The sequence below is a fragment of the Nibricoccus aquaticus genome (assembly GCF_002310495.1).
Taxonomy (GTDB): Bacteria; Verrucomicrobiota; Verrucomicrobiia; order Opitutales; family Opitutaceae; genus Nibricoccus; species Nibricoccus aquaticus.
In genome coordinates this window covers 1,260,472-1,285,130 of the sequence record NZ_CP023344.1, presented here as the reverse complement: position 1 = coordinate 1,285,130, position 24,659 = coordinate 1,260,472, and the positions used below count along the sequence as shown (strand labels likewise).

Sequence of the window (24,659 nt, the reverse complement as noted above, 5' to 3'; positions counted from 1 at the left end):
AGAGTGAGCCGGTTCAAAAAACCGTGCGACCGCGCGGTCCTTCTGGAAAGTAGAGCGCAGGATGGCTAGCGATCTCGCAGATCGTGAGCTAACCCGTGATCGGTTTGAAGAAGTGCGGCTTTGCTCTTGCGCACGTGGAGAAAAATCGGTGCCGTCTCCCTCCCGCTCGTAGCTGAGCGCATCAATTTTTCGCGCCGTTAAACACCTGTTTGGTGGCGCTTTTTCAGACGGAGAATCGCAAATGCAGTCGCGACTTCTTCGATAATTTTTTTCGCGAAATAAACCTTGCCGAGCATCCCTCGACTGGTAGCTTTCGCGACTTTTCCTCATTTCCCGACCTTCATTTTCGCTATGCCGACCATCAATCAACTCGTACGCAAAGGACGCCGCAAGGTGCGCACCAAGTCCAAATCTCCGGCCTTGGCGGGCAACCCTTTCCGCCGTGGTGTCTGCGTGCAGGTCATGACCCGCACCCCGAAGAAGCCCAACTCCGCTATCCGTAAGGTCGCGAAAGTCCGTCTCACAAATGGCAGCGAAGTCATCTCGTACATCCCTGACGAAGGTCATAACCTCCAAGAGCACTCGATCGTGCTCGTGCGTGGTGGTCGTGTGAAAGATTTGCCCGGTGTTCGTTATCACATCGTTCGTGGTACCCTCGATGCCACCGGTGTAGAAAAACGTCGTCGCAGCCGCTCCAAGTACGGCGTCAAGCGCCCGAAGGCCGCCAAGGTCACTGCTAAATAATCAGAAGTTCTTTCAACCCTTTTTCGTCATGTCACGCCGCCACAGAGCAGATAAACGCCAAGTCGTTCCGGATATTCGTTACAGCAGCCCATTGGTTGCTCACCTCGTCAACGTCATCATGCAAAGCGGCAAGAAGAACCTTGCCCAACGTATCGTTTACGGTGCGTTTGAAAAGGTTTCCGAGAAGCTCGAAAAGGGTGATCCGGTTGATCTGCTCATCGGCGCGCTCGAGAATGCTCGCCCTCGTCTGGAAGTGAAGAGCCGCCGTGTTGGTGGCGCTACTTATCAGGTTCCTATTGAAATTTCTTACGAACGTCAGGAGAGTCTAGCTCTGCGCTGGATTGTTGACGCCGCAGGTTCCCGCAAAGGCATTCCGATGAAGGATGCGCTCGCGACTGAGATCGTAGATGCGTACAACAACACCGGTTCTGTCGTTAAGAAGAAGGAAGACACCCACAAGATGGCCCAGGCGAATCGCGCCTTTGCCCACCTCCGCTGGTAAACCGTCATTCAGTTCTTCCGTCCATGTCTACCGTTCCCGTCATCACCATCGTCACTGAGAAATCGAAGATCTCTTCGGTTAACTCGAAGGATCGTCCTTTCCCGTTGGAATGGACACGTAACATCGGTATCGCCGCGCACATTGATGCCGGCAAGACGACGACCTCCGAGCGTATTCTTTTTTATTCCGGCTCCGTCCATAAAATGGGCGAAGTTCATGAAGGAACTGCAGTGACCGACTGGATGGAGCAAGAGCGCGAGCGTGGCATCACGATCACTGCTGCAGCTATCTCGTGCGCATGGAATGCCTCATGGGGTCCATGGAAGGGCATCAAGCAACGCATCAATATCATTGATACGCCCGGACACGTTGATTTCACCGCGGAGGTCGAGCGTTCCCTTCGCGTACTCGATGGCGCCATCGCTGTTTTTTGTGCTGTTGCAGGCGTGCAACCTCAGTCCGAAACTGTTTGGCGTCAGGCCAATAAATACCGCGTTCCGCGCGTCGCATTCATCAATAAGATGGATCGTACTGGCGCTAATTTCTTCCGCGCGATCGACGAAATGCGCGAGAAGCTCAAGGCCAACGCCCATCCTCTTTTTATTCCGATTGGTGCTGAAGAAAACTTCACCGGCCTGATCGATCTCGTTCAGAACGTCGCGTATATCTTCGAAGATACAACCGACATGCTCGGCTTGACGCCAGTTACACGTGAGATTCCGGAGAGCCATCGCGCACAGGCTAAGGAATATCGCGAAAAGCTTATCGAAGCCGTTTCCGACTTTGATGACGTCATTGCGGAAAAGTATTTGAGTGGTGAAGAAATCACGGTTCCTGAGCTCATGCTCGCCGTTCGTAAGGCCACAATTTCACTTCAATTTACCGGCGTTATCCCGGGCTCCGCTTTCAAGCGCAAGGGCGTGCAACGCCTCCTGGACTGCGTCGTAAACTACCTTCCTAGCCCTATCGACGTACCGCCGATGCAGGGTCAGGATAGTGATGGGGCATCCGTTGAAGCCGTTGTTGATGATAAAGCCAAACTAGCTGGTCTCGCTTTCAAGCTTTGGAACGATCCATTCGTCGGCCGTCTCGTTTTCTACCGTGTTTACACCGGCGTGCTGAACAAGGGCATGTCGCTCTACAATCCTCGTACCCGCCGCAGCGAGCGCGTTTCCCGCCTCGTCCTGATGCGCGCCATGGACCGCGAAGAAATCGACACGGCTTACTCAGGTGACATCTGCGCGCTCGTCGGTGTTAAAGAAGTCATCACTGGTGACACTCTTTGCGACGAAGATTACGACATCCGTCTCGAGCCACCATCCTTCCCTGAACCAGTCATTGCGATGTCCATCGAGCCAAACTCGAAGGCAGACCAAGAAAAGCTTGGCACCGCTCTTCAGCGCCTCGTGGCCGAAGATCCGACTCTCCGCGTTAAGACTGATCTCGATACCGGCCAAACGATCCTCGCCGGCATGGGCGAGCTTCACCTCGAAATCATCCTCGATCGTATGAAGCGTGAATTTAAGGTCGAGGCAACTTCCGGCAAGCCACAGATCGCTTACCGTGAGACGATCACTGCCAAGGCGGAAGCCGAAGGTAAGTTCATCCGTCAGTCGGGCGGTAAAGGTCAGTACGGCCACGTTGTCGTCACGATCGAGCCAAATGAAAAAGGCAAGGGTGTCGAAGTGATCAACGAGACCGTTGGTGGATCGATCCCAAAAGAATTCATCAAGCCTGCGACCGAAGGTATTCTGGAAGCCTGCAACAACGGCGTTGTCGCTGGTTATCCCGTTGTCGACACGATCGTCCGCATCACGGACGGTTCCTTCCACGAGGTCGATTCCTCTGAAATGGCGTTTAAGATGGCCGGCATCTTCGGCTTCAAAGAAGCCATGAAAAAGGCTTCGCCGATCCTTCTCGAACCAATCATGGCCGTCGAAGTCACCACTCCAGAAGAGTATCAAGGTGACCTCATGGGTGACATCAACCGTCGCCGCGGTCAGATTCAAGGCATGGAAAACAAGACTGGCGCGTGCATCGTCACCGCTCACGTTCCTCTCGAACTCCTCTTCGGTTACGTCACAGACATTCGGTCCCTCTCCAAGGGACGTGCGTCTGCTTCGATCACTCCTTCCCACTTCTCGCAGGTTCCGAATTCCTCGCTCCAAAAGATCGTCGAAAGCTCCTCGAAAGCTCCCGCCCGTACCTAAACCTTCGTTCTTTTTCTACGCCATGAAAGGCCAACGCATTCGCATCAAACTCCAGGGCTTCGACTATCGGGTCATTGATCAGTCCGCGCTCGAGATCGTCGAAACCGCCAAGCGCTCCGGCGCTCGCGTTTCCGGTCCGATCCCGCTGCCGACCCGCATTGAGAAGCTCTCGGTCAACCGTTCTCCGCACGTCGACAAGAAGTCGATGGAGCAGTTCGAGACGCGCACTCATAAGCGCCTCATCGACATCATTGAGCCCACCGCCCAGACGGTCGACGAGCTCAAGAAACTCAATCTCCCCTCCGGCGTCGATATCACCATCAACGTTTGAGCTAACTAAAACACACATACATAGCAGCTGCCCATGTGCGCCTCGCGCACCGCTGGGTTTCTCTAATGTAGGTCTCCTAAACGGAACTTTTCCACCTACCACTTAGCCCATGATCTCTACGCTCCTAGGCAAAAAACTCGGAATGACCCAGGTCTACGACGCTCAAAACGTCTTAGTTCCCGTCACCGTAGTCGAAGCCGGTCCCTGCCCAGTCGTCCAAGTCAAGACGACCGAAAACGACGGCTACAACGCCGTTCAGCTTGGCTTCTCCAAAAAGAAGTCCAAAAATGCCTCCTCGGCTGAACAAGCCCACGCTAAAAAGGCCGGTCTTGATGAGACCCCTCGCGTGCTTAGCGAAGTCCGCCTCGAAGCGGCTTCCGACCTTAAGGTTGGCGATGTCGTCACCGTAGCTGCCTTCACCGAAGGTCAGACTGTCGACGTTATCGGCGTCACCAAGGGTAAAGGTTTCCAAGGCGTCGTGAAACGTTTCCGTGTTGCTGGCGGTCCTGCCACCCACGGTTCCATGTTCCATCGCCGCATCGGTTCGGTCGGTATGCGCCAGACTCCTGGCCGCGTCTGGAAAAACCAGGCCATGCCCGGTCACATGGGCACCCTCCGCCGCACCGTTCAAAACCTCACCATCGTGAAGGTCATCGCCGACAAAAACATCCTCCTCGTGAAGGGTGCAATCCCAGGCGCCAACGGTGACGACGTCATCGTACGCACCGCCATCAAGGGCCAGGCCCGCAAAGTCTAACCTACGAGGAACCAGCCCATGAATCTCAAAGTTTTCTCTTCCGACGGCACGTCCTCCAAGGACCAAGACTTCGGCATCCCGACCTTCGAAGGCGACAAAGGCCTTCAAGCGGTGAAAGAAGTCATTGTTGCCATCAACGCCAACGCCCGTCTCGGCACGCACTCAACCAAAACCCGCGGCGAAGTTCGTGGTGGTGGTAAGAAGCCCTGGCGCCAAAAGGGTACCGGTCGCGCTCGCGCCGGTTCCATCCGCTCGCCCCTCTGGGTCGGTGGTGGCGTCGTCTTCGGCCCAAAACCCCGCGACTACTCCAAGAAGATCAATGCCAAGGTGAAGGCGCTCGCTTTCTCCCGCGCTCTCTTTGACCGCGCTGTTGCCGGCGAAATCGACGTGATCGAGAGCTTCGCAGCTCCGACCGCCAAGACCAAAGCCATCAATCAAGTCATCGGCCTCATCGCCCCGAAGGGTAAAATCCTCTTGGTCGATGCCCAGTTCTCTGTCGAAGCTGCCCGTGCGTCGCGCAATCTTCAGCGCGTGACCATGCAGGAAGCGTCCAAGCTCAACACCCTCGATCTGGCCCAATACAAGAAGATCATCGTCTCTTCGGCCGCCCTCGAGAAAATCATCGCTCGCGTCTCTGGAGGTAACTCATGAACGCCAATAACGTTCTCAAACTCGTCCGTCTGACGGAAAAATCCAACAAGCTGTCGTCCGAATACGGCCAGTACACCTTCGAGGTTTTCCCCAGCGCCACCAAGTACACCATCGCTGAAGCCGTCGAAAAGACCTTCAAAGTATCGGTGACCCGCGTGAACATTCAAAACTACCGCGGCAAAAACAAAAAGGCCCGCAACGGCCGTCCTATCACGACCTCTGACTACAAGAAGGCGATCGTGACCCTCAAAGCGGGCGACAAGATCGAGCTCGTCTAACCCCGCCCACGGAGAAACACCACCATGGCTATCAAACCTTTCAGCCGCCCGCTCACGCCCGCCCAGCGCTTCACCTCGCTCAACACGGCCGATGGCGTCAGCAGCAAGCGCCCCGAGCGCGCCCTCACCGAGCCCAAGCACAAGACCGGCGGACGTAACGTCTACGGTCGCGTCACCTCACGCCATCGCGGCGGCGGTCACAAGCAGCTCTACCGCATCATCGACTTCAAACGCGACATCCTCGACCAGCCCGCCAAGGTCCAGGCTCTCGAGTACGATCCTAATCGTTCCGCGAACATCGCGCTCGTTTCCTATCCGAACGGAGAGAAGCGTTACATCCTCGCTCCCGAAGGCATCGTTGTGGGCCAGACCGTCATCGCTTCGGACAAAGCCACGACCAACGATTTCCTCGTCGGTAATAACTTCCCGCTGTCGATCATCCCGCCATCGACCAAGCTCCACAACGTCGAGCTCATCCCCGGTCGCGGCGCTCAGGTCGCCCGCACCGCAGGCTCTTCGCTCGAGCTCGTCGCTCTCGAAGACGGCCAGGCTACGCTCAAGATGCCTTCCGGCGAACTCCGCCGCGTGAACGCAAAATGCCGCGCCACGATTGGTGTCGTCGGCAACGGCGACCACAACAAGCAGTCGCTCGGCAAAGCCGGTCGCAGCCGTTGGCTCGGTAAACGTCCTCACGTTCGTGGTGTCGCCATGAACCCTGTCGATCACCCCAACGGTGGCGGTCAAGGCAAGTCCAAGGGTGGTGGCGGTCGTCAACAGCTCGTCTCCCCGTGGGGCCAGCTCGCGAAAGGCTTCCCAACTCGTCGTCGTTCGAAGCTCTCGAACAGCCAGATCATCGTTCACCACAACGGCCGCAAGCCACGTGGTCAGAAGTAACCCCGAGAATTTCGTACCATGGCACGTTCCATCAAAAAAGGCTTCTTCGTTGACTACCACCTGCTCGAGAAAATCGAGAAGGCGGTCAAAGCGGGCGCCAAGAAGCCCATCCAGACGTGGTCGCGTCGCTCGACCATCACCCCCGATTTCATCGGTCACACCTTCAGTGTTCACAACGGCAAGGCCTTCGTGGCCGTGTACGTCACCGAGAACATGGTCGGTCACAAGCTCGGCGAATTCGCGCTTACCCGCGTGTTCAAGGGCCACGGCGGCATGACCCGTAAGGAAATTTAAGTTTAACCCACCAACCAAAAGGGCAGGGGGCCGCGTTCATCCCGGCTCTGCTGTCGCCTCGTTCAATCGACGGAATCTTAAAAACATGGAAGTCCAAGCAATCACCCGCTACGCGCGCATGTCCCCTAAAAAGGTGCGCGAAGTCGTTCGTACCGTTCAAGGCCGCAAAGCCTCCGAAGCGGTCGATCTCCTCACGCTCATCCCGCGCAAATCCGCGCGCCTGATCGTCAAGACCCTCAAGTCCGCCATCGCGAACGCTGAGAACAACAACAACCTCTCCGCCGATTCTCTCGTCGTGAAGAGCGCGATCGTCGAAAACGGTCCCGTCCTCAAGCGCTTCAAAGCCGGTGCCCGCGGTACCGCTATGCCACGCCGCAAGAAGATGTCGCACATCAAGATCGTCCTGTCGGACGGCAACTCGAACTAATTTCCTACCATGGGCCAAAAGACAAATCCCACAGGCTTCCGCCTCGCCGTCCGCCGTAACTGGCAGTCCCGCTGGTATGCCACGAAGAAGGACTTCCCCAAGCTCCTCCTCGAAGACCAGATCATCCGTGAGAAACTCATGGAGAAACTGAAGCAGGCTTCCGTTCCGCGCATCTTCATCGAGCGCGCTTCGAGCCGCGTCCGCGTCAAGATTTACACCGCCCGCCCTGGCATCGTCATCGGACGCAAGGGCCAGGAGATCGAGAAGATCAAAGAAGAGCTCTCCAAGCTCACCGGCAAAGAGATCCTCCTCGACATCCAAGAGGTGAAGAAGCCCGAGATTGAAGCTCAGCTCGTCGCTGAGAACGTCGCACTTCAGCTCGAACGCCGTATCGCATTCCGCCGCGCCATGAAGAAGGCCGTTGAAATGGCCATGACCCTCGGTGCCGAAGGTATCCGTATCCAGTGCTCCGGCCGCCTTGGTGGTGCCGACATTGCTCGTCGCGAATGGCAGCGCAAAGGCCGCGTGCCCTTGCACACCCTCCGCGAAAACATCGACTACGGCTTTTTCGAAGCCCGCACCCTTTTCGGCAAGATCGGCGTTAAATGCTGGATCTGCAAAAAGGACGCTGAACCCGCCGCCTGATCCGCTCTAACGGACTAACCTTTTAAGGAGAATACACTCCCATGGCTCTCGCTCCCGCACGCACTAAATATCGCAAATCCCAAAAGGGTTCCCGCTCCGGCAACGCCAAGCGTGGTAACACGATCGCCTTCGGCGAATACGGCCTCCAATCCCTCACCCGCGGACCCATGACCGGTCAGCAGATTGAGGCGGCCCGTGTCACCATCTCGCGCCACCTGAAGCGCAAGGGCAAACTCTGGATCCGCGTTTTCCCCCACAAGCCCGTTACGAAAAAGCCAGCCGAGACCCGCATGGGTTCCGGTAAAGGCCCAGTCGAATATTACGTGGCTGTCATCAAACCCGGCGCAGTTCTTTTCGAACTCTCCGGCGTTCCCACCACCGTCGCCAAAGAGGCCTTCCGCCTCGCTGACGCCAAGCTGCCCTTCCACTGCCGTTTCATCGTGCGTGAAGGTACGGCTGTCTAACCCACAACCGTTCTAAAAAACGCACCATGACTTCCAAAGAAATCCGCGATCTCGCTCCCGCTGAGATCACCACCAAGCTCGCCGACATCCGCGCTGAGCTTCTCCAGCTCCGCCTGAAGAAGAACACCGGCCAGGTCGAAAAGACCCACACGATTCGTGCTCTCCGCAAGGACGTAGCCCGCCTCGAGACCATCTTGAACCAAAAGAAAGCAGCCAAAGCCGCCTGAGGCCGCCGCTAGTCCCATACGATCATGTCATCCTCGACCCGTAACAAACGCAAAGACCTCATCGGCTTTGTCACCAGCCGCTCCGGCGACAAGTCCGTCAAGGTCACCGTCCCTTACAAGACGCCCCATCCACTCTACCATAAGGTCGTTAATCGTAAGACCGTCGTTCACGTCCACGACGAGAAGAACGAGACCAAAGTCGGCGACAAGGTTGAGATCATGGAAACCCGTCCGATCAGCCGCCTCAAGCGCTGGCGCATCATCCGTGTCATCGAAGCCGCTGTTCTCGCTGGTGCCGCTATCACCGAGCAAGATGTCGCCGCCACGGTCCCCACCAAAGTCACGCAGGCTTCCACGCCCTCCGCTTAACCCTCCTATAGAAGTCACGCGTCATGATCCAACTGCGCTCCATTCTCGAAGTTGCTGATAACACCGGTGCTCGTCGCGCCGCGATGATCAGCAAAAAAGGTCAGAACACCAACACCGCTGGCGTCGGCGACGTCATCACTGTCCACATCAAGGCCAGTGCTACCGAAGCCACCGTTAAAAAAGGTGAAGTTGCCAAGGCCGTCGTCGTTCGCACCAAAGCTCCCGTCCGCCGCGCGGATGGCAGCTACCTGCGTTTCGACAGCAACGCCATCGTCATCATTGACGCTGCCAACAATCCCAAGGGCACCCGCATCTTCGGCCCCGTCGCTCGCGAACTGCGTGCGAAGAACTTCATGAAGATCATCTCCCTCGCTCCGGAGGTTCTCTAACATGGCTACCAAATTCCACGTCAAACGCGGCGACCAAGTCGTCGTCATCGCCGGCTCCCACAAGGGCAAGACCGGTAAAGTCCTCGAAATCCGTGCCGCTAAAAGCCGCGTCGTCGTTGAAGGCGTCGCCATGCTGAAGCGCCACACGAAGAAGTCGGAACAGCACCCGAACGGCGCGATCATCGAACGCGAAGGTTCGGTCCACGTCTCTAACCTGATGCTTCAGTCGACCTTCGATTCCAGCAAACGCGCCAAGAAGACCGCCTAAGTCTCCTTCGAACCATTCCGGGCGAAATCACGCTTGCCACGCATCACCGCGTGATGCGTTATTTCGCCTCTTTTCCTCTAAAAACACACTCAGATGCCGTCGGGTCGGAAATCCGATGGCCTTGCACCAATGAGCACCACTTACACTCCCGTCCTCAAGAAGCTCTACAACGAGCAGATCATTTCCGAGCTCGTGAAGAGCCGCGGTTACACCAACAAACATCAGGTTCCGAAGATCACGAAAGTCGTGCTCAATACCGGTATCGATGCTGACGCTGACAAGAACCAGATTGCCGACTCCGCTCGCGACCTCGGTCTGATCGCCGGTCAAAAGCCCATTCTTACCCGCACGAAGAAGGCTATTTCCAATTTCAAGCTGAAGCCGAACCAGATCACTGGCGCTTACGTCACCCTCCGTGGTACCGCCATGTGGGAGTTCCTCTATCGCCTCCTCTCCGTTGCTCTCCCGACCATCCGCGACTTCCGCGGCGTGTCCCCGAAGCTCGACGGCCAGGGTAACTACAACCTAGGCGTTTCCGACTTCACCATCTTCCCGGAAATCACCGTGGAGAACGTTAAGAAGAGCATGGGCCTCGATGTCACCATCGTGACCACCGCCACCACCGACGAAGAAGGCCGCGAGCTCCTGAAGCTCCTCGGTATGCCTTTCCGCCGCACCGAGCCTGTCACGCCCACCAAGACTGCAGCTTAATTTTAACCGCCTCTCGCCATGCCGAAAACGTCCGCCATCGAACGCAACAAGAAGCGTATTGCCCTCTCCGCCAAATTCGGTGCCAAGCGCGCCGAGCTCAAGGCCATCCTCGCCAACCCGGCCACCAACGACGAAGAATTCTACGCCGCTCAGAAGAAGCTCCAGAAGCTCCCGAAGAACTCGGCCGTCGAACGCGTTCGCAACCGTTGCTCCATGAGCGGCCGCCCACGCGCCTTCATCGGTCGCTTCGGTGTCTCGCGTATCACGTTCCGTGAACTCGCGCTCGCCGGTAAGATCCCCGGCGTCACCAAGTCCTCCTGGTAATAATCCCTTTCGCCTGCGGGAGTCGGATATGACCCACAGGCATCTAACAAACATCCACCATGACTGATCCAATCAGTGATTTCCTGACCCGCCTCCGCAATGCGTCGAAGGCCGGTCTCGCCGAGTGCGTCATCCCGCACTCCACCCTCAAGGAGGCCATCGCTGGCATTCTTAAAGCCGAAGGCTATGTCTCAGACCATAGCAACAGCATCGACAAGCTGGGCCACAAGACCCTCGTCGTGAAAATGAAGTACGTCGAAAACGCCCCCGTGTTGACCAACCTCACGCGCGTTTCCACTCCCGGCCGCCGTCTTTACTACCGCTACTCCGAAATTCCCCGCGTCCTCAACGGACTCGGCATCGGTATCCTCTCGACCTCCAAGGGCGTTCTCAAAGACGGCGATTGCCGCCGTGAGAAGGTCGGTGGCGAGCTCATCTGCAACGTTTGGTAATCAAGGAGCACGCACACAATGTCCCGCATCGGTAAAGTCCCCGTTCCCATTCCTGACAAGGTCAAGGTTGACGTTAAAAACGGCACCGTCCTCGTCGAAGGCCCTAAGGGTAAAGTTTCCAAGACCTTCGCACCTGATGTGAAGATCTCCGTCGCCGATAAGAAGGTTTCCTTCGTTCCGGCTGACGACTCCCGCTTCGCTCGCGCTATGTACGGCACCGCCCGTTCCATCGTCGCTGGCATGGTCAAAGGTGTCACTGAAGGCTACGTTAAAGATCTCGAAATCCAAGGCGTCGGCTTCAAGGCCAACCTCAAGGGCAAGCAGCTCGACCTCGCGCTCGGCTACTCGCACCCGATCCTTTTCGATATTCCGGAAGGCATCAAAATCACCGTGACCGACCAGACCAAGGTCAAAGTCGAGGGTTGCGACAAGCAACTCGTCGGTGCCGTCACCGCCAACATCCGCGCCTACTACCCACCCGAGCCCTACAAAGGCAAAGGTGTCCGTATCGTCGGCGAACGTGTCCGCCGCAAGGAAGGCAAAACGGTCGCCTAACGGACCTAGTAGGAATGCCGATAGCAGAACTCAAAATCGCAGCGTAACCGCCGCCTTCCTCCAGTTCTTCTCTCTTAATTCCCAATCTCTAACTCACTATTTCAATGAGCAACATTCGCAAAGCCGACCTCCTCCAGAAACGCCGCTGGAGAATCCGCAAGAAGGTCAATGGCACCGCCATCCGCCCCCGCCTCGCCATCCGTTTCACCGGCAAGCACGCCTACGCACAGGCCATCAACGACGACACCGCGACCACGCTGGTGTTTCTCTCCAGCCTCGATGCCGAACTCCGCAAGCAGAAGCTCGCCGCTAACGTCGCCGGAGCGAAAGCTCTCGGCGCAGCCTTCGCCGCCAAGGCCAAAGCTGCCGGCCTCAGCGCAGTCGTTTTCGACCGCTCGGGCGCTCCCTACCACGGTAAAGTCAAAGTATTCGCTGACGCAGCCCGCGAAGGCGGTCTCGTATTCTAATCATGAGCTCGGAAACAACTCCCCCAGTCCCATCCTCGTCTCCCGCTCCTGCGTCTACGCCAGCTCCTGGCGGCGGACACAATCGCGACGGACAAAACCGTGATAATCGCGGTGGTCAGCGTCGCGACGGTTTCAACCGTGGCGGTCCGCGTCGTGATCGTCAGCCCGAAGCACCGAAGGACGGCCCGCAGATGGTTGAGAAGGTCGTCTTCATCAATCGCTGCGCCAAGGTCGTCAAAGGTGGTCGCCGTTTCAGCTTCTCTGCGCTCGCCGTCGTCGGCGACCAGAAGGGCAACGTCGGCATCGGCTACGGCAAGGCTAACGAAGTTCCTGATGCCATCAAAAAGGGTACCGCCAACGCTCACAAGCGCATGGTCAACGTGAAGCTCAAGGGCGACACGATCCCGCACGATGTCTTCGGCGAATACGATGGCGGTCGCGTCCTTCTCAAGCCCGCGACATCCGGTACCGGCCTCATCGCTGGTGGCGCTGTCCGCGCTGTGCTTGAAGCCGCTGGCGTCAAAAACGTGCTCACGAAGTCGATGGGTTCCTCGAACCACATCGCCGTCGTTCACGCCACGCTCAACGGTCTGCTCCAGCTCCGTCTCGCGCAAGAAATCAAGAATGCCCGTAAGGCTTCCGTCTAAGACGCACTTCGCGCTACCGATCCGCAGTTTTAGTCTGACGCTCAACGGGTTTTCCCCGCTGAGCGTTCAGCATTAAAAGACCGGACGTTTTCACCTTTCTCCTTTTCTCTAAAAATCCGAGTCTCACCCGCGAAAAAGCAGGGTGGGGCGCCTCTAGGAATCCTATGAAACTCCACGAACTCAAAAATGTAGCCGGTGCTATTCACCGCAAAAAACGTGTTGGTTGCGGCGAAGGCGGCGGCCACGGCAAGACCTCCGGTCGCGGTGGCAAAGGCCAGTCCGCTCGTTCCGGCAGCAGCATCCGCCCCGGTTTTGAAGGCGGCCAGATGCCTCTCTACCGCAAACTCCCTCACCGCGGTTTCAATAACTACAACTTCCGTACCACTTACGCGACCGTGAATGTTGGCGATCTCGCCAAGCTTGATGCGTCTGTTACGGAAGTGACCTCCGAAGTGCTCGCCAAGCACGGCCTTGTCCGCGATGACGGCCGCGCTCTCAAAGTTCTTGGCGACGGCGAAATCAGCCGCGCACTCAAAGTCACCGCAGCCAAGTTCTCCGAGTCAGCCAAAGCCAAGCTCGAAAAAGCCGGCGGCCAGGCGATCAACGCCTGATTGTAGAAAACTTCGGCTTGTAGAAATCGACCGGCGTCCGCAAATCTGCGCGCCGGTCGTTTCCCTACGCAGGGTCCAGCATCATAACCCACCACTTCCCCACACCAGTGCTCTCCGCATTCACGAACTCGCTGAAAATTCCTGAGCTTCGCTCACGCATTTTCTACACGTTGGCCCTCCTGTTCGTCGCCCGTGTCGGCGCGCACATCCCGCTTCCCGGTCTCGACCCGCAGCCGCTCCAAAAGTTCTTCGCCGACCAGACAGCCGCTGGCACCGGAGCGTTGGTTGGTTTGTATAATATGTTTACCGGCGGTGCCCTCTTGAAGGGTGCAGTCTGCGCGCTCGGCATCATGCCTTATATCAGCGCATCGATCATTTTCCAGCTGATGACCGCTGTTGTCCCAGCCCTCAGCCGTCTCCAGCAAGAAGGCGATGTCGGTCGTCAAAAACTCACGCAGTACACTCGCTACGCCACAGTCATCATCTGTGTCATCCAAGGTGCGCTATTGATCGCGACCCTCGAAAACCCAGCCCGTCTTTTCAACGGATATGATGTAAATACCTACGGCCCGATTGTCATCGAGTCGTCGCACACCCTCTTTTTGATCACCTCAGTCGTTTTCATGACTGCAGGCACGATGCTCCTCATGTGGCTCGGTGAGCAAATAACCCAACGCGGAATCGGCAACGGTGTCTCGCTCCTCATCACAGTTGGTATTCTTGCCGACATTCCTGGTGCAGCGACTGCGACTTACCATCTCTTCTTCGCTCCGATCGGTGTAGCCAAGCTCGGACCTATTGAGGGCGTTATCATGATCGGCCTGTTTATCTTGGTCACCATGGGTATCATCATGGTTGTTCAAGGTCAGCGCAAAATTCCGGTTCAGTATGCCAAGCGAGTCGTCGGCAATAAGGTCATGGGCGGCCAAAGCTCGTTTCTCCCGCTCAAAGTTAACTACTCGGGCGTCATGCCCGTGATCTTCGCCAGCGCCATTCTTCTCTTCCCCCAGCAGATCTTTTCCTGGCTAGGTGCCGCGATGAATTGGAAATGGATGATCGAGGCCTCCAATATTCTCGTTCATGGGCGCTTAGCTTACTACGTATTCATGGCGTTTCTCATTCTCTTCTTCAGCTATTTTTGGGTCTCGGTTATGTTCAAACCGATCCAGATCGCCGATGACCTTAAGAAATACGGCGGCTACATCCCTGGCGTTCGCCCCGGAGAACCCACCGCCAGTTTCCTTGATTTCATCATGACGCGCATGACTCTCGCTGGCGCGATCTTCCTCACCTTCATCGCGGTCATGCCCGACCTCGCCCTTCACCAGCTCGCCGTTCCTCAGCGCATCGCCGTCTTCTTCGGAGGCACCGGTATGTTGATTACTGTCGGTGTCATTCTCGACACGATGAAGCAGATCGAGACCTTCCTTTTACAGCGCCACTATGACGGCTTCCTCAAAAAAGGCCGCATCCGCGCCCGTAATCCCTCCGCAGCCAGTGCCATTGGTGAAGCAGCTGACATGAAGACCGTAGGCAAGCTCTGGCTTGTTCTCGGTACGATCTTCCTCATCGGTATCGCGGCCTGGGCAGCGAAGTTTCTCTAAACACCTAATTGGTTCTTTACTTCGGTCTAGGTGGCTGCAATTTCCGACCTCTTTTCTTATTTCGGCGCTCCCGCCAAAATCAAGATAGTCATCGCTGGTTCACCCGGTTCTTCCTCGGAAAACTTAATGAATCAGCTCCGTTCTTTGAATATTGAGCACGTCTCTCCTGTCGGCCTTCTGCGACAAGAGATTTCGCGCCGCACGCCGTTCGGTCTCACCGCCGAGCGACTTGCTCAGCAGGGCAAACCCCTCGCTGAAGATTCCACGCTCGCGCTCATGCGCCGCTGGTTCTGGACGCGCAAACCTGATGCGGGTTTCGCCCTAAGCGGATTCCCGGCTACGCTGCTCCAAGCAAAAGTATTCGACGAATGGCTCGATGCCCGCGACGAAAGCCTCCACGGCCTTATCGCAGCGGACCAGTCATCTGAAGCCGTCGTCGATCATTACCGCGCTCTCGGTCTCACAGTTGTTGAGACCAGCGCTTTAGCGGCCTGATATGATCCCCATCAAAAACAAAGAAGGGATCATCCGCATGCGTGAAGCATGTGCTGTTGCCGCGTCGGTCTTGGACCTTCTTAAGACGAAGGTTCAGCCCGGCATTTCTACTTACGACTTGGATCAAGCTGCCCGACATATGATCGAGCAGTACGGAGCCCGGAGTGCCTGTTACGGCTATAAACTCGGCCCGCGTCATCCGGCGTATCCCTCTTACACCTGTATCTCCGTCAACGACGAAGTCGTTCACGGCATCGGCTCCCTGAAACGTATCCTGAAAGATGGAGACATCGTTTCGCTCGACGTCGTCGTCCACTACAACGGCTACATCGGCGACAACGCCTTCACGATGCCTGTCGGCTCTGTCTCGCCACGAATCGAAGAACTCCTCCGCGTCAGCCGCGAAGCCCTCGATCTCGGCATTCAGCAAGCCACCGTCGGCAATCGCATTGGCGACATCTCCCATGCGGTTCAGACCCACGTCGAGAAGCATGGCTTTAGTGTCGTCCGCGACATGGTTGGCCACGGAGTCGGCGTTTCAATGCACGAAGATCCGCAGATCCCGAACTTCGGCCGCCGTAACTCAGGTGATAAGATCAAGCCCGGTATGACCCTTGCCATCGAGCCGATGGTAAATCTCGGCGGATACAAGACGAAGACACTCGGCGACGGCTGGACGGTTGTCACCGCCGACGGATCACCCTCCGCGCACTTCGAACACACCGTGCTAACAACAGATAAAGGCCCTGAGATTCTCACGATTCCCCGGCCACTCTCCACACTTTCCACCGCGCCCACTCAATCCTCGGCCGCGCGTTAACCGCCAGCTCCTCACACTCTCAACCAAACATCTCCTAACTCGAAACTATATGCCACGTCTCCTCGGTGTAGAAATCCCCGCGAAAAAGAAAGTCGCGATCTCCCTCCGTTATATTTACGGCATTGGCCCGCAACGCGCGGACCAAGTCGTCCAAGAAGCCGGTATCGATCCGAACCAGCGCGCCGATGCGCTCACGGAAGAACAGCTCAACAAGATCCTCCACATCATCACCGAGCACAAATGGGTGGTTGAGGGCGATCTCCGCCGCGAACTCACCGGCAACTTGAAGCGCCTCCAGGCGATCAACTGCTACCGTGGCGTCCGCCACCGCCGCAGCCTCCCTGTCCGCGGTCAGCGTACCAGCACCAATGCGCGTACGCGCAAAGGCCCCCGCCGCACCGTCGGCGTCTCCAAGCCAACCGCTCCCGCTAAGTAATTCTTTAACGTCATGGCCGAAGAAAAATCCGCTCCCAAAAAGGCTCCTAAGAAGGACGCCCTCCCCGCCGCCGCTGGCGCCGAAACTCCAGCCGCCGCCGCCGCTGAAAAGCCCGCTCGTGCCCCCAAAGCCAAGAAGGAAGGCGCCGAAGGCGCTGCTCCTGCTCCCGCTGAAAAGCCAGTCGAACTCGTTGGCGGTGTCGCCAAGCAGCCGACCGCTGAAGATCTCCTCAAAGAAGAGATCGGCGCGATCAAGGTTCGCAAAGCCAAGGGCTCTAAGAACGTCACTTCCGGTGTCGTTAACGTCCTCGCTTCTTTCAACAACACGATCGTTTCCATCACCGACGCCAAAGGTCAGGTCATCGCCTGGTCCAGCGCTGGTAAGTGCAACTTCCGCGGCTCCCGCAAATCCACCGCCTACGCCGCGCAGGTCGTCGCTCAAGACGCCGCCCGCAACGCCATGTCGCACGGCCTCAAGGACGTCGTCATCAAGCTCAGCGGTCCCGGTCTCGGCCGTGACTCCGCTGTCCGCGCCCTCCAGGCCATCGGCCTCGAGATCTCGTCGATCATCGACGTAACCCCCATCCCGCACAACGGCTGCCGCCCCCGCAAGCGCCGCCGCGTGTAAGGAATCCTCCACTACCTTTTAATAATCTAAAAATATCCGACCATGGCTCGTTACACAGGTCCAACCACACGCATTAGCCGTCGTTTTGGCGTTCCGATTTTCGGCGCGACGAAGGCTTTTGAGAAACGCAACTTCCCCCCCGGCCAGCACGGCCCCAAGCTCCGCCGCAAACTCTCTGAGTACGCGGTCGGCTTGAACGAAAAGCAGAAGCTCCGTTACACCTACGGCCTGCTTGAGCGCCAGTTCCGCCGCACCTTCGAGGCTGCCAAGCGCGAGCGTGGCGTCACCGGTACCCGCTTCCTCCAGCTCCTCGAGACCCGTCTCGACAGCGTCGTTTACCTCCTGGGTTTCGCCAAGAGCCGCGCCGCCGCCCGCCAGTTCGTCAATCACGGCCACATCCGCGTCAACGGCCGCAAGGTCGACATCGCGAGCTACGCCGTTAAGGCTGGCGACGAGATCGAAGTGAAGAACGCTCCCGGCTCCCGCCAGGTCGCTACCCGCTTTCTCGAAGAGAACCGCGCCCGCAACGTCCCCGGCTGGCTCACGCTGAACGCCGAGGCATTCAAGGCTGTCGTCAACCGTCTCCCGAACCGCGATGAGATGGAGCCCGGCATCAACGAGCAGATCATCGTCGAGTTCTACTCGCGCTTCTGAGTTTTTTCTCAGAGCAATCCATCCTCTAATCTAAATACCTGCCATGCCCAAACGCCTCGGAAAGTTCGAACTTCCCTCCAAGCTCACCAAGGTCGAAGAAGGCGCTACGCCTACTTACGGCAAGTTCATCGCCGAACCATTCGAAGCTGGCTACGGCCACACCATCGGCAACTCCCTGCGCCGCGTCCTCCTGAGCTCCATCGAGGGCTCGGCTATCTCCTCGATCAAGATCGAGGGCGTTAACCACGAGTTCCAGAGCATCGACGGCGTTGTGGAAGATGTCACCGACATCGTCCTCAACCTGAAAAAAGTTCTGATCGTCTCCGAAAAACGCGACGCGATCAGCCTCTCCATCAAAGCCTCCAAAGCCGGTGCAGTTACTGCTGGCGACATCCAGGCCGACTCCAACATCAAGATCGTCAATCCCGACCAGGTCATCTGCACGCTCGAAAAGGGCGCGTCCTTTGAAGCCGAAGTCGAGATCAAGACCGGTCGTGGTTACTATCCTGGCGAGCAGAACAAAAAAGAAGAACAAGCCATCGGTGTCATCCCGATCGACTCGCTCTTCTCGCCTGTTCGCCTTGTGAAGTACTCGGTTGAGAACACCCGCGTCGGTCAGATCACCGACTACGATAAGCTCATCCTCGAAGTCTGGACCGATGGCCGCATCAATCCAGATGATGCCCTTAAGCAGGCGTCTTCGATCCTGGCTCACCACCTCGATGTCTTCAACCGCGTCAGCAACGAAGAGTACAACTTCGACACCCAGACCAGCGAGGTCAGCGAAGAGCAGAACAAGCTCCGCAAGCTCCTCAACATGTCGGTGAACGAAATCGAACTCTCCGTTCGCGCCGCGAACTGCTTGAACAACGCGAACATCACCACCGTTGGCGAACTCGCGATGAAGACCGAGCAGGAGATGCTCAAGTACCGCAACTTCGGCAAGAAGTCGCTCAACGAAATCAAGGACAAGCTCGAAGCTCTCGGCCTCTCACTCGGCATGAAGTTCGACGAACGCCTCCTCGATTCGAAGAAGGATCTCTAAGTCGTTTCCATTCCCACAGCCCCGGCTTGTCGCAAACAGCGCTGAGTCGGGGCTCACTTTTCATCACTACTCTCGCGCCGTCCGCTGCCGCCCCACGCTGCGACCGGATTGCCGATCGGGAGTCGTCTAAAACAAAAACACAATGCGTCACAATAAACACCACGCCTCCCTCGGCGTCACCCGTGAACATCGCGCCGCGATGCTCTCCAACATGGCCGCCTCCCTGATCACCCATGGTCGTATCAAGACCACCGTGACCAAGGCCAAAGCCCTCCGTCCCTTCATCGAGAAGGTCATCACCAAGGCCAAGCAGGCCGCGGCCAAGACCGAGCCCAAGGACGCTCTCCATCTCCGCCGTCTCGCTCTGAGTGACGTGCGCGATGAGACCGCCGTCACGCTCCTCTTCAACGAGAAGCACAAAGAGTTCACCAACCGCACCGGCGGCTACACCCGTATCTACAAACTCGGCAAGCGCATCAGCGACGCCGCTGAGATGGCCCTGATCGAGTTCGTTAAAGCCGACGATCCAGGCTACAAGAAGCGCAAGAAGCCCGCCAAGAAGGGCAAGAAAGCCTCCGCTGCCGAAGCTGCTCCCGCCGCCGACGCAACGCCCGCTGAAGGCCAGGCCCAAGCCTGAGCGATCAGCTAAAGCTCTCAGTTTCAAACGCGCCGAATTTTTCTTCGGCGCGTTTTTTTATGCTCAAATATTTCTCTTTCCGCCTTTCCGCATCTTACCTCTGACCGCGCCCGAACTCGCACACTTTCTCCCCGGGGCCTACGAGAGCGAGGTCGGGATGTAACGTATTACGTTACATAGGGCGCGTTGATCGTTTCAACGAGAGCGCATGACTTTCCCTATCTGCCAGACACTCGGCGCTGGTCAGCCGGGTTTGTGTCGATAACCAATCAGTCTTCACTGCCGCATGGATCTCTCCACCGCCACGGTCATCTACTGCCTCTTCGTCGCGGCTCTTTTTCTGGGACTCTGGATGTTCTACGACCGCCGTGATCACGCGCTCTTCGAGCACGCCCGCCGCAAATCCACGTTCATGTGTGCTCGCTGCAACCATCTCTACGCAGCCTCTGGTCGGCCCGACTCGTGCGAGTGTCCTCGTTGCGGCCACGCCAACGCACGTCTGCGATTCTGACGGGCTCTAGGTTTTCTCTTCATGACTGCCCCGCCGGCCTTGCGAAAGGCTGGCGGCATTTTTGTATGCGTCCACCCCGTGATGCTTTCTTTACCCCTTCGCTGCCTGTGTGTCGCAACCGCTCTGCTTGCCACGCTGCTCGCGCGAGCAGGTGAAATACCTCCATCGGTCGTCTGGCGTCTCGATGATCTGGCTTCGCTCGGTGGCGCAAAGACCGAGATCTGGGGCGCTCCGTCTCGCGCGAAAGAAGGCTCGGGCTCATCCGTCCGTTTCGATGGCAAGGCCGACGGTCTGGTCGTCCCTGTCATCCCAATCTCCGAGTGGAAAGCCTTCACCATAGAAATCTGTTTCTCCGTCGATGCCGATGGCCAGCCCGAGCAACGCTTCCTGCACCTGCAGGATGAGAAAGGCCGCCGCGTGTTGATCGAGCTCCGTCTCCTGCCAGGAGGCCAGTGGTGCCTCGACACTTTCCTGTATTCGGATGCCGCGCACCGGCTGACGTTGATCGATCGCGCAAAGGCGCACCAGGTCGGCCGCTGGCACTGGGCGGCATTAACCTATGCCGACGGTCGCATGACTCATTTCGTGGACGGCGTGAGGGAGTGCGAAGGCGCGATCCAGTTTGAGCCGATGTCCGCGACGGGGCGCACCTCACTGGGCGTGCGGCAAAACAAAGTCTCCTGGTTCAAAGGAGCTATCCGTGAAGTGCGCTTCACACCTGAAGCGCGGCCTGCGGAAAAACTGCAACGCGCGCCGAAGGACTGAGCGGTTGAGCATTCACAGTTTCACCGCGTTGTTGCGCGTGGTGATCTCCGTCAGCGCGTGCTCAGGATCGATCACAACAGAGCAGCCCTCGGTTTTCATACCGACGGGCAGTGAGAGAATCACCTCCGCGGTCTTGGGTTTCCAGTCGAGCGGTGCGGCGATTTCCGGAGTCGTCATCTGGGCGAGGATTTTTCCATCAGCCGAAACCAACGCGACGCTGCTCGCAGGCACGCGTGCGGAGCCGAGGCTATGCAGGTTTACGGCGAGTTTGCCGTCTCGCAGCGTCACATCCTGCCGGTCGATCCCGAGGTCCGGACGTTCGTGATAGGGCGTGCCGCGTTTCACATTCTTAAATGTGAGGACGGTCGTCGTGTGCGCGGGGAAAGTCAGCTCGACCGACTTCGTGCGCTCAAGCGGCACCGTGCGTTTCTCCATCAATCCATCGGCTTGGTCGTCGCCGTCGGCATCGACGCCTTGCGTGATCTCCCAATCGCCCGGCGTGATAGCCCAACCGGTCATCGATGCAGCGACGGGCACTGCTTCGAGGTTGTAGGCGATGACTTTGAACGCGTCGTCAGTCGCTTCGGGAATCAAGATCGCGACGCTCTCGGCTTTCGCGGGCGCAGCAAAACGCCAGCTCACCACGTGGCCGGGGAAAATCGCGTTGCGAGCCAGCGCGACACCGCCGAGCCGGGCGCGCTGGAGTTCGCTCGTGGACATGTTGATGCGGTCCACCCAAAGACTGCCCTCGGTGTTGATGTACCAGCGATTCGCCATGCGTTCGGTGAGGCCGGCGTAGAGTTTTTCGAGATGCGTTTTGTCGCCGGTGATCTGCCACGCGAAGTGCATGCTCTGCTGCGAGGGCACGCCGGAGCGTGAAACATCGCGCGCACTGAAATCATTTCCGCGGGCGATCTCGCCACCGAAACTTTCGCGCAGGGCGAGCAGATCGAGCGCATTAGGATTCACCGCACCGATCGATGCCGCGCCACCGTCGAGAATCGGGGCGAGATACTTTTCGTCGCGCGTCCACTGCCACGCATTCCAGAAAAGCGCCCACGACGAAAAGCTGCGCGACGCATCAGCCTCGGCATCGCTCTCGAAGTGGATCGCGGTAGGTATCGCGTGGCGGCCGTCCTTGCCGGGCTTGCGGTGGGCGAGCAGGCCGTCGGCGAGTTCGATGAGAAGTTTTTTGGCCGCTGGATCGCCGTTGTAGTCGGCGAGCAACTGCATCGGTTGAAACGCTAGAAATGAGTACGCCTTGCTCCATCCCCACACGCCTTCGGTGGCCATGCGCGTGCCGCTGTAATAACTGCTGCGGATGTGGCGATGCCCGGCTGCGTTCACCCCCGTGATGCTGGCGAGTCCGCGCGCGGTCTCCATCGCGCGCTCGATCTGGGGCGGGCTGCCGTAGTCGAGGATCAGATTCTGTCCGAGCGTGTTGATACCTTCTTCGTAAGTGTGGAGTTCATCGGTCTGAATCGTGGGCAATCCATCCGTGAACATCCCGTGCGCGTAACACGCATCGAGCAAGCGCCGCAGCGAGTCCGCGATCTTATCGGGCTCCGCGCCCATGAGCGCGATTCCGGGCCAGTAGTTGGCCATGTCGGTGTCATCGGAAAGTCCTCCACCGAGTTCGCCGTTCTCGATCTGGCGGTGATCGATGTACCAAAGCACGAGCTCCTTCGCGCGGCGCAGCGTCTCGACCTGTCGAAACGCCCAGAGAGGTACGCGATCGGGCGCTACCGGTTGTTCGAAGGGCGGCTTCACCGAACCGGGCAAGGCGTCGGCTTTGTACTGCTGCGCGAGCACGTGCGTGGGATTCACGCGGAGGAGATCGTTCAGGTCATTCTCGAACCGCGCCCAGAGCTGGTAACGGCGGTCGCGGGGATTTTCCTCCACCAGCATCGCGTAGCTGTCGCGCAGCTGCGTGAAACGATCCAACTCGTGCTCGGCGCGCCCGGCTTCGCGCGATTTGAAAACGAGGCGAACTTGCGACGGAGTGAGCGCAGCGATGTTTCCCGGGTTTTCAGAGGCAGTGATCGTCAGATAAATCCCACGGCCTTCCGGCAGGATGCGATCGCGCGTATCGAGCCAGAGCGTGCGGGCTTCGCGCGGATCGGCGGTAAATGTGAAATCGAGCAGCTCACGCGCAGGCCAGAGCGGGTCTTTGACGCGGATGTTGAAGGAGACAGCACGCGCGGGCGAAGCGGAGTCAGGACTACTCCACGCGGGTAGATCCACTGCGATGCCGTCGAGTGCGTCGTCGCCGGACTCCTCTCCTGGCGCGGGAACAAACACATGCAGCAATGGCAAACCCGCGAACAAGACTTTCGGACCTCGTTTCACTTTCGCATCGGCCGGCTCCGCGACGAGGGCCGCCTGCTCGTCGGAAGGATGGCGGCCTTTCACGAACTCAACCAGGGACGGTATGCCCGTCTGCTGCGCGGCGTGCCCGGTGATCTGATACGCGAGGATTCGGGTGCCTTCTGGCTCGCGCCCGGCTGTCACGTGATAGGGCGCGAATTCACCGATGGGCTGCTCCTGCTCGACGTTGTCGAACTGGATTTTCTGACCGGTCGTCGCGGTCTTGAAGGCGTAAATGCTGCGCTCCTGCCCGCGTGAACGCTTAAAAAGTGGAGAGGTCTTTTCTTTGCCCACTAGTTTTCCCTCACCCCACGCAGCGCCGGAAATCTCTAGATGATTCCACGGCTCGTCCGGCAAGGTGAACGTCACGGATTTCCCTGACAGGGAGTAGCAATCCCAGTCAGGAAGTTTGAAGTAGTCGTTGCGACCGCTGAGGCGCGACTGGTTGTACACGCCGGGCCACGTCGTCTCGCGGATGCCGTCGTTCGCCTTCCACCACCAGCGTTTCAGGTCGTAGGCGTCGTGAATTTCGACTTTCCTCACAGCGACAAATTTCCCCTCAGGCAGCGCGGGCGGAAGATCGTCCGGGCGATTCCAGCCGTGGCGGAAACTCCATTCAGTGCGCGTGACGGGATCGGCGAGCGAGCGGGCAGGTAGGGGAGTGAGCGCGGGAAGAGCGCCGCCTTTCGCCAGCGTGGCGATGTCGGCATCGGCGACCGCGCGGTCGTAGATGCGCAGTTCGTCGAGGTCGCCGCCACGGACGTAGTTATAGTCACTCTGCACTTGGTACGGGCTGATGATGCGCGAGTGCGGGCCGAATTGATCCAGCTGCGCGTCGTAACGGGTCGGCACTTCAAGGCGTTTTTCGGCGGCTAGTTTTCCGTTCATGAAAAACCGGATGCCGCTCGTCTCGTCCCACGTGAGTGCGAGGTGAATCCATTCGTCGGGTTTGAAGAACGGCTCGATCTTCACCGACACGCGCGTGCGGCTGAGGTTGATGTCGGTCACGAACGCGTCGAAGCCGTGGCCGTTATAGTCGATGCGCAGCCACACCATGTCCCAGCTCGAGTGATCGCCGTAGCCGACGCGGAAGATCGGGAACTCAGTCGGCCCCACGGCCTCGCGAGCGCGCCAGAAAAACGAGAGCGTGCCGCGTTGTGCATAGATGTTTGCCGGTGCCGCGTAGGCGAGACGTTGCGTATGCTCGCATCGGAGCGCGGGACCGCGCGCGCCATCGGCGATAGGGTTAACGTCTTTGAGGAAGTTCGGCTCGGTGTGGCCGTTAGCCGCGAGATCGGCGGTCGTGCCGTGAGTGCCGGAGAGATAGAACAGCAAACCCGGCTCAGCTGCAGAACCGCCACGAGCGATCAGTACGGACATCAGCATCAGCGACGAAATCAAAAGACCGCGCGGCTGACGGCCGCGCACGAGTGAGCCGAAAATTTTCGAATGCATGGGGTTCCGGGAAAGGGGTGACGGAG

At 58.2% G+C, this 24,659-nt stretch carries 34 protein-coding genes; 33 read left to right on the top strand and 1 reads right to left on the bottom strand.

The annotated features are described in order from the left end of the window. Positions 1–351 precede the first annotated feature (351 nt). The 33 genes from rpsL to CMV30_RS05275 all read left to right on the top strand — a co-directional run bounded on the left by rpsL (position 352) and on the right by CMV30_RS05275 (position 20,811). The gene (gene rpsL / locus CMV30_RS05435) at positions 352–744 is read left to right on the top strand and encodes a 30S ribosomal protein S12 (protein WP_096055071.1); all 393 of its coding nucleotides are present in this window, start codon (positions 352–354) and stop codon (positions 742–744) included. Positions 745–772: 28 nt separating this feature from the next. After that, positions 773–1,246, top strand: a complete 474-nt coding sequence (rpsG, locus tag CMV30_RS05430) for a 30S ribosomal protein S7 (RefSeq protein WP_096055070.1) — start codon at positions 773–775, stop codon at positions 1,244–1,246. A gap of 23 nt (positions 1,247–1,269) precedes the next feature. After that, positions 1,270–3,456 carry an elongation factor G gene (gene fusA / locus CMV30_RS05425; RefSeq protein WP_096055069.1) on the top strand — a complete coding sequence of 729 codons (2,187 nt, stop codon included), beginning with the start codon at positions 1,270–1,272 and terminating at the stop codon, positions 3,454–3,456. A 22-nt stretch (positions 3,457–3,478) separates the two neighbouring features. Further along, the gene (gene rpsJ / locus CMV30_RS05420; protein WP_096055068.1) at positions 3,479–3,787 is read left to right on the top strand and encodes a 30S ribosomal protein S10; all 309 of its coding nucleotides are present in this window, start codon (positions 3,479–3,481) and stop codon (positions 3,785–3,787) included. A gap of 109 nt (positions 3,788–3,896) precedes the next feature. Then, complete coding sequence (gene rplC / locus CMV30_RS05415; RefSeq protein WP_096055067.1) at positions 3,897–4,544, top strand: 50S ribosomal protein L3; 648 nt, start codon at positions 3,897–3,899, stop codon at positions 4,542–4,544. Between the two features lie 18 nt (positions 4,545–4,562). Beyond that, positions 4,563–5,195: a 50S ribosomal protein L4 gene (rplD, locus tag CMV30_RS05410; RefSeq protein ID WP_096055066.1), complete on the top strand. Its 633-nt coding sequence runs from the start codon at positions 4,563–4,565 to the stop codon at positions 5,193–5,195. Next, positions 5,192–5,473: a 50S ribosomal protein L23 gene (gene rplW / locus CMV30_RS05405; protein ID WP_096055065.1), complete on the top strand. Its 282-nt coding sequence runs from the start codon at positions 5,192–5,194 to the stop codon at positions 5,471–5,473. The genes rplD and rplW overlap by 4 nt, the downstream gene beginning before the upstream one ends. Before the next feature lie 24 nt (positions 5,474–5,497). Next, complete coding sequence (gene rplB, locus CMV30_RS05400; protein WP_096055064.1) at positions 5,498–6,367, top strand: 50S ribosomal protein L2; 870 nt, start codon at positions 5,498–5,500, stop codon at positions 6,365–6,367. An 18-nt stretch (positions 6,368–6,385) separates the two neighbouring features. Continuing rightward, the gene (rpsS, locus tag CMV30_RS05395) at positions 6,386–6,661 is read left to right on the top strand and encodes a 30S ribosomal protein S19 (RefSeq protein WP_096055063.1); all 276 of its coding nucleotides are present in this window, start codon (positions 6,386–6,388) and stop codon (positions 6,659–6,661) included. An 85-nt stretch (positions 6,662–6,746) separates the two neighbouring features. Beyond that, entirely contained in the window at positions 6,747–7,088 is a 342-nt protein-coding gene (rplV, locus tag CMV30_RS05390) for a 50S ribosomal protein L22 (RefSeq protein ID WP_096055062.1), read from the top strand. 9 nt (positions 7,089–7,097) lie between these two features. Further along, positions 7,098–7,733, top strand: coding sequence for a 30S ribosomal protein S3 (rpsC, locus tag CMV30_RS05385; protein ID WP_096055061.1), 636 nt, complete (start codon positions 7,098–7,100; stop codon positions 7,731–7,733). Between the two features lie 41 nt (positions 7,734–7,774). Beyond that, positions 7,775–8,197, top strand: coding sequence for a 50S ribosomal protein L16 (gene rplP, locus CMV30_RS05380; RefSeq protein WP_096055060.1), 423 nt, complete (start codon positions 7,775–7,777; stop codon positions 8,195–8,197). Positions 8,198–8,223: 26 nt separating this feature from the next. After that, positions 8,224–8,424: a 50S ribosomal protein L29 gene (rpmC, locus tag CMV30_RS05375; RefSeq protein WP_096055059.1), complete on the top strand. Its 201-nt coding sequence runs from the start codon at positions 8,224–8,226 to the stop codon at positions 8,422–8,424. A 24-nt stretch (positions 8,425–8,448) separates the two neighbouring features. After that, positions 8,449–8,793: a 30S ribosomal protein S17 gene (gene rpsQ, locus CMV30_RS05370; RefSeq protein WP_096055058.1), complete on the top strand. Its 345-nt coding sequence runs from the start codon at positions 8,449–8,451 to the stop codon at positions 8,791–8,793. Positions 8,794–8,816: 23 nt separating this feature from the next. Next, entirely contained in the window at positions 8,817–9,182 is a 366-nt protein-coding gene (rplN, locus tag CMV30_RS05365) for a 50S ribosomal protein L14 (protein WP_096055057.1), read from the top strand. Position 9,183: 1 nt separating this feature from the next. Next, a complete protein-coding gene (rplX, locus tag CMV30_RS05360) occupies positions 9,184–9,450 on the top strand; it encodes a 50S ribosomal protein L24 (protein WP_096055056.1) in 267 nt (88 codons plus the stop codon). Positions 9,451–9,579: 129 nt separating this feature from the next. Continuing rightward, the gene (gene rplE, locus CMV30_RS05355) at positions 9,580–10,161 is read left to right on the top strand and encodes a 50S ribosomal protein L5 (RefSeq protein WP_096055055.1); all 582 of its coding nucleotides are present in this window, start codon (positions 9,580–9,582) and stop codon (positions 10,159–10,161) included. An 18-nt stretch (positions 10,162–10,179) separates the two neighbouring features. After that, positions 10,180–10,485, top strand: coding sequence for a 30S ribosomal protein S14 (gene rpsN / locus CMV30_RS05350; RefSeq protein WP_096055054.1), 306 nt, complete (start codon positions 10,180–10,182; stop codon positions 10,483–10,485). Positions 10,486–10,544: 59 nt separating this feature from the next. After that, positions 10,545–10,937, top strand: a complete 393-nt coding sequence (gene rpsH / locus CMV30_RS05345) for a 30S ribosomal protein S8 (protein ID WP_096055053.1) — start codon at positions 10,545–10,547, stop codon at positions 10,935–10,937. Positions 10,938–10,955: 18 nt separating this feature from the next. Further along, complete coding sequence (rplF, locus tag CMV30_RS05340; protein WP_096055052.1) at positions 10,956–11,492, top strand: 50S ribosomal protein L6; 537 nt, start codon at positions 10,956–10,958, stop codon at positions 11,490–11,492. A gap of 104 nt (positions 11,493–11,596) precedes the next feature. Then, a complete protein-coding gene (gene rplR / locus CMV30_RS05335; protein WP_096055051.1) occupies positions 11,597–11,959 on the top strand; it encodes a 50S ribosomal protein L18 in 363 nt (120 codons plus the stop codon). A gap of 2 nt (positions 11,960–11,961) precedes the next feature. Further along, on the top strand, positions 11,962–12,606 hold the full coding sequence (gene rpsE, locus CMV30_RS05330) for a 30S ribosomal protein S5 (protein WP_096055050.1): 645 nt from the start codon (positions 11,962–11,964) through the stop codon (positions 12,604–12,606). Between the two features lie 164 nt (positions 12,607–12,770). Continuing rightward, positions 12,771–13,217, top strand: a complete 447-nt coding sequence (gene rplO, locus CMV30_RS05325) for a 50S ribosomal protein L15 (protein WP_096055049.1) — start codon at positions 12,771–12,773, stop codon at positions 13,215–13,217. 107 nt (positions 13,218–13,324) lie between these two features. Then, positions 13,325–14,821, top strand: coding sequence for a preprotein translocase subunit SecY (secY, locus tag CMV30_RS05320; RefSeq protein ID WP_096055048.1), 1,497 nt, complete (start codon positions 13,325–13,327; stop codon positions 14,819–14,821). 30 nt (positions 14,822–14,851) lie between these two features. Beyond that, on the top strand, positions 14,852–15,316 hold the full coding sequence (locus CMV30_RS05315) for a nucleoside monophosphate kinase (protein WP_245844408.1): 465 nt from the start codon (positions 14,852–14,854) through the stop codon (positions 15,314–15,316). A 1-nt stretch (position 15,317) separates the two neighbouring features. After that, complete coding sequence (gene map / locus CMV30_RS05310) at positions 15,318–16,136, top strand: type I methionyl aminopeptidase (protein ID WP_096055047.1); 819 nt, start codon at positions 15,318–15,320, stop codon at positions 16,134–16,136. Between the two features lie 49 nt (positions 16,137–16,185). Next, positions 16,186–16,572, top strand: a complete 387-nt coding sequence (gene rpsM / locus CMV30_RS05305) for a 30S ribosomal protein S13 (protein WP_096055046.1) — start codon at positions 16,186–16,188, stop codon at positions 16,570–16,572. Positions 16,573–16,584: 12 nt separating this feature from the next. Next, the gene (gene rpsK / locus CMV30_RS20855; RefSeq protein WP_096055045.1) at positions 16,585–17,199 is read left to right on the top strand and encodes a 30S ribosomal protein S11; all 615 of its coding nucleotides are present in this window, start codon (positions 16,585–16,587) and stop codon (positions 17,197–17,199) included. Between the two features lie 42 nt (positions 17,200–17,241). Continuing rightward, positions 17,242–17,853 (top strand): 30S ribosomal protein S4, encoded by a 612-nt coding sequence (gene rpsD, locus CMV30_RS05295; protein ID WP_096055044.1) that lies wholly within the window; start codon positions 17,242–17,244, stop codon positions 17,851–17,853. Positions 17,854–17,896: 43 nt separating this feature from the next. Continuing rightward, positions 17,897–18,898, top strand: coding sequence for a DNA-directed RNA polymerase subunit alpha (locus tag CMV30_RS05290; protein ID WP_096055043.1), 1,002 nt, complete (start codon positions 17,897–17,899; stop codon positions 18,896–18,898). A gap of 142 nt (positions 18,899–19,040) precedes the next feature. After that, on the top strand, positions 19,041–19,535 hold the full coding sequence (rplQ, locus tag CMV30_RS05285) for a 50S ribosomal protein L17 (protein ID WP_096055042.1): 495 nt from the start codon (positions 19,041–19,043) through the stop codon (positions 19,533–19,535). A gap of 286 nt (positions 19,536–19,821) precedes the next feature. Further along, positions 19,822–20,046, top strand: a complete 225-nt coding sequence (locus CMV30_RS05280) for a hydrogenase nickel incorporation protein HypA (RefSeq protein ID WP_096055041.1) — start codon at positions 19,822–19,824, stop codon at positions 20,044–20,046. Positions 20,047–20,127: 81 nt separating this feature from the next. Then, a complete protein-coding gene (locus tag CMV30_RS05275; protein ID WP_217494466.1) occupies positions 20,128–20,811 on the top strand; it encodes a LamG-like jellyroll fold domain-containing protein in 684 nt (227 codons plus the stop codon). 12 nt (positions 20,812–20,823) lie between these two features. On the opposite strand, the gene CMV30_RS05270 is transcribed toward CMV30_RS05275, so the two are convergent. Then, positions 20,824–24,633 (bottom strand): LamG domain-containing protein, encoded by a 3,810-nt coding sequence (locus CMV30_RS05270; protein WP_217494465.1) that lies wholly within the window; start codon positions 24,631–24,633, stop codon positions 20,824–20,826. Between the last annotated feature and the right edge of the window lie 26 nt (positions 24,634–24,659).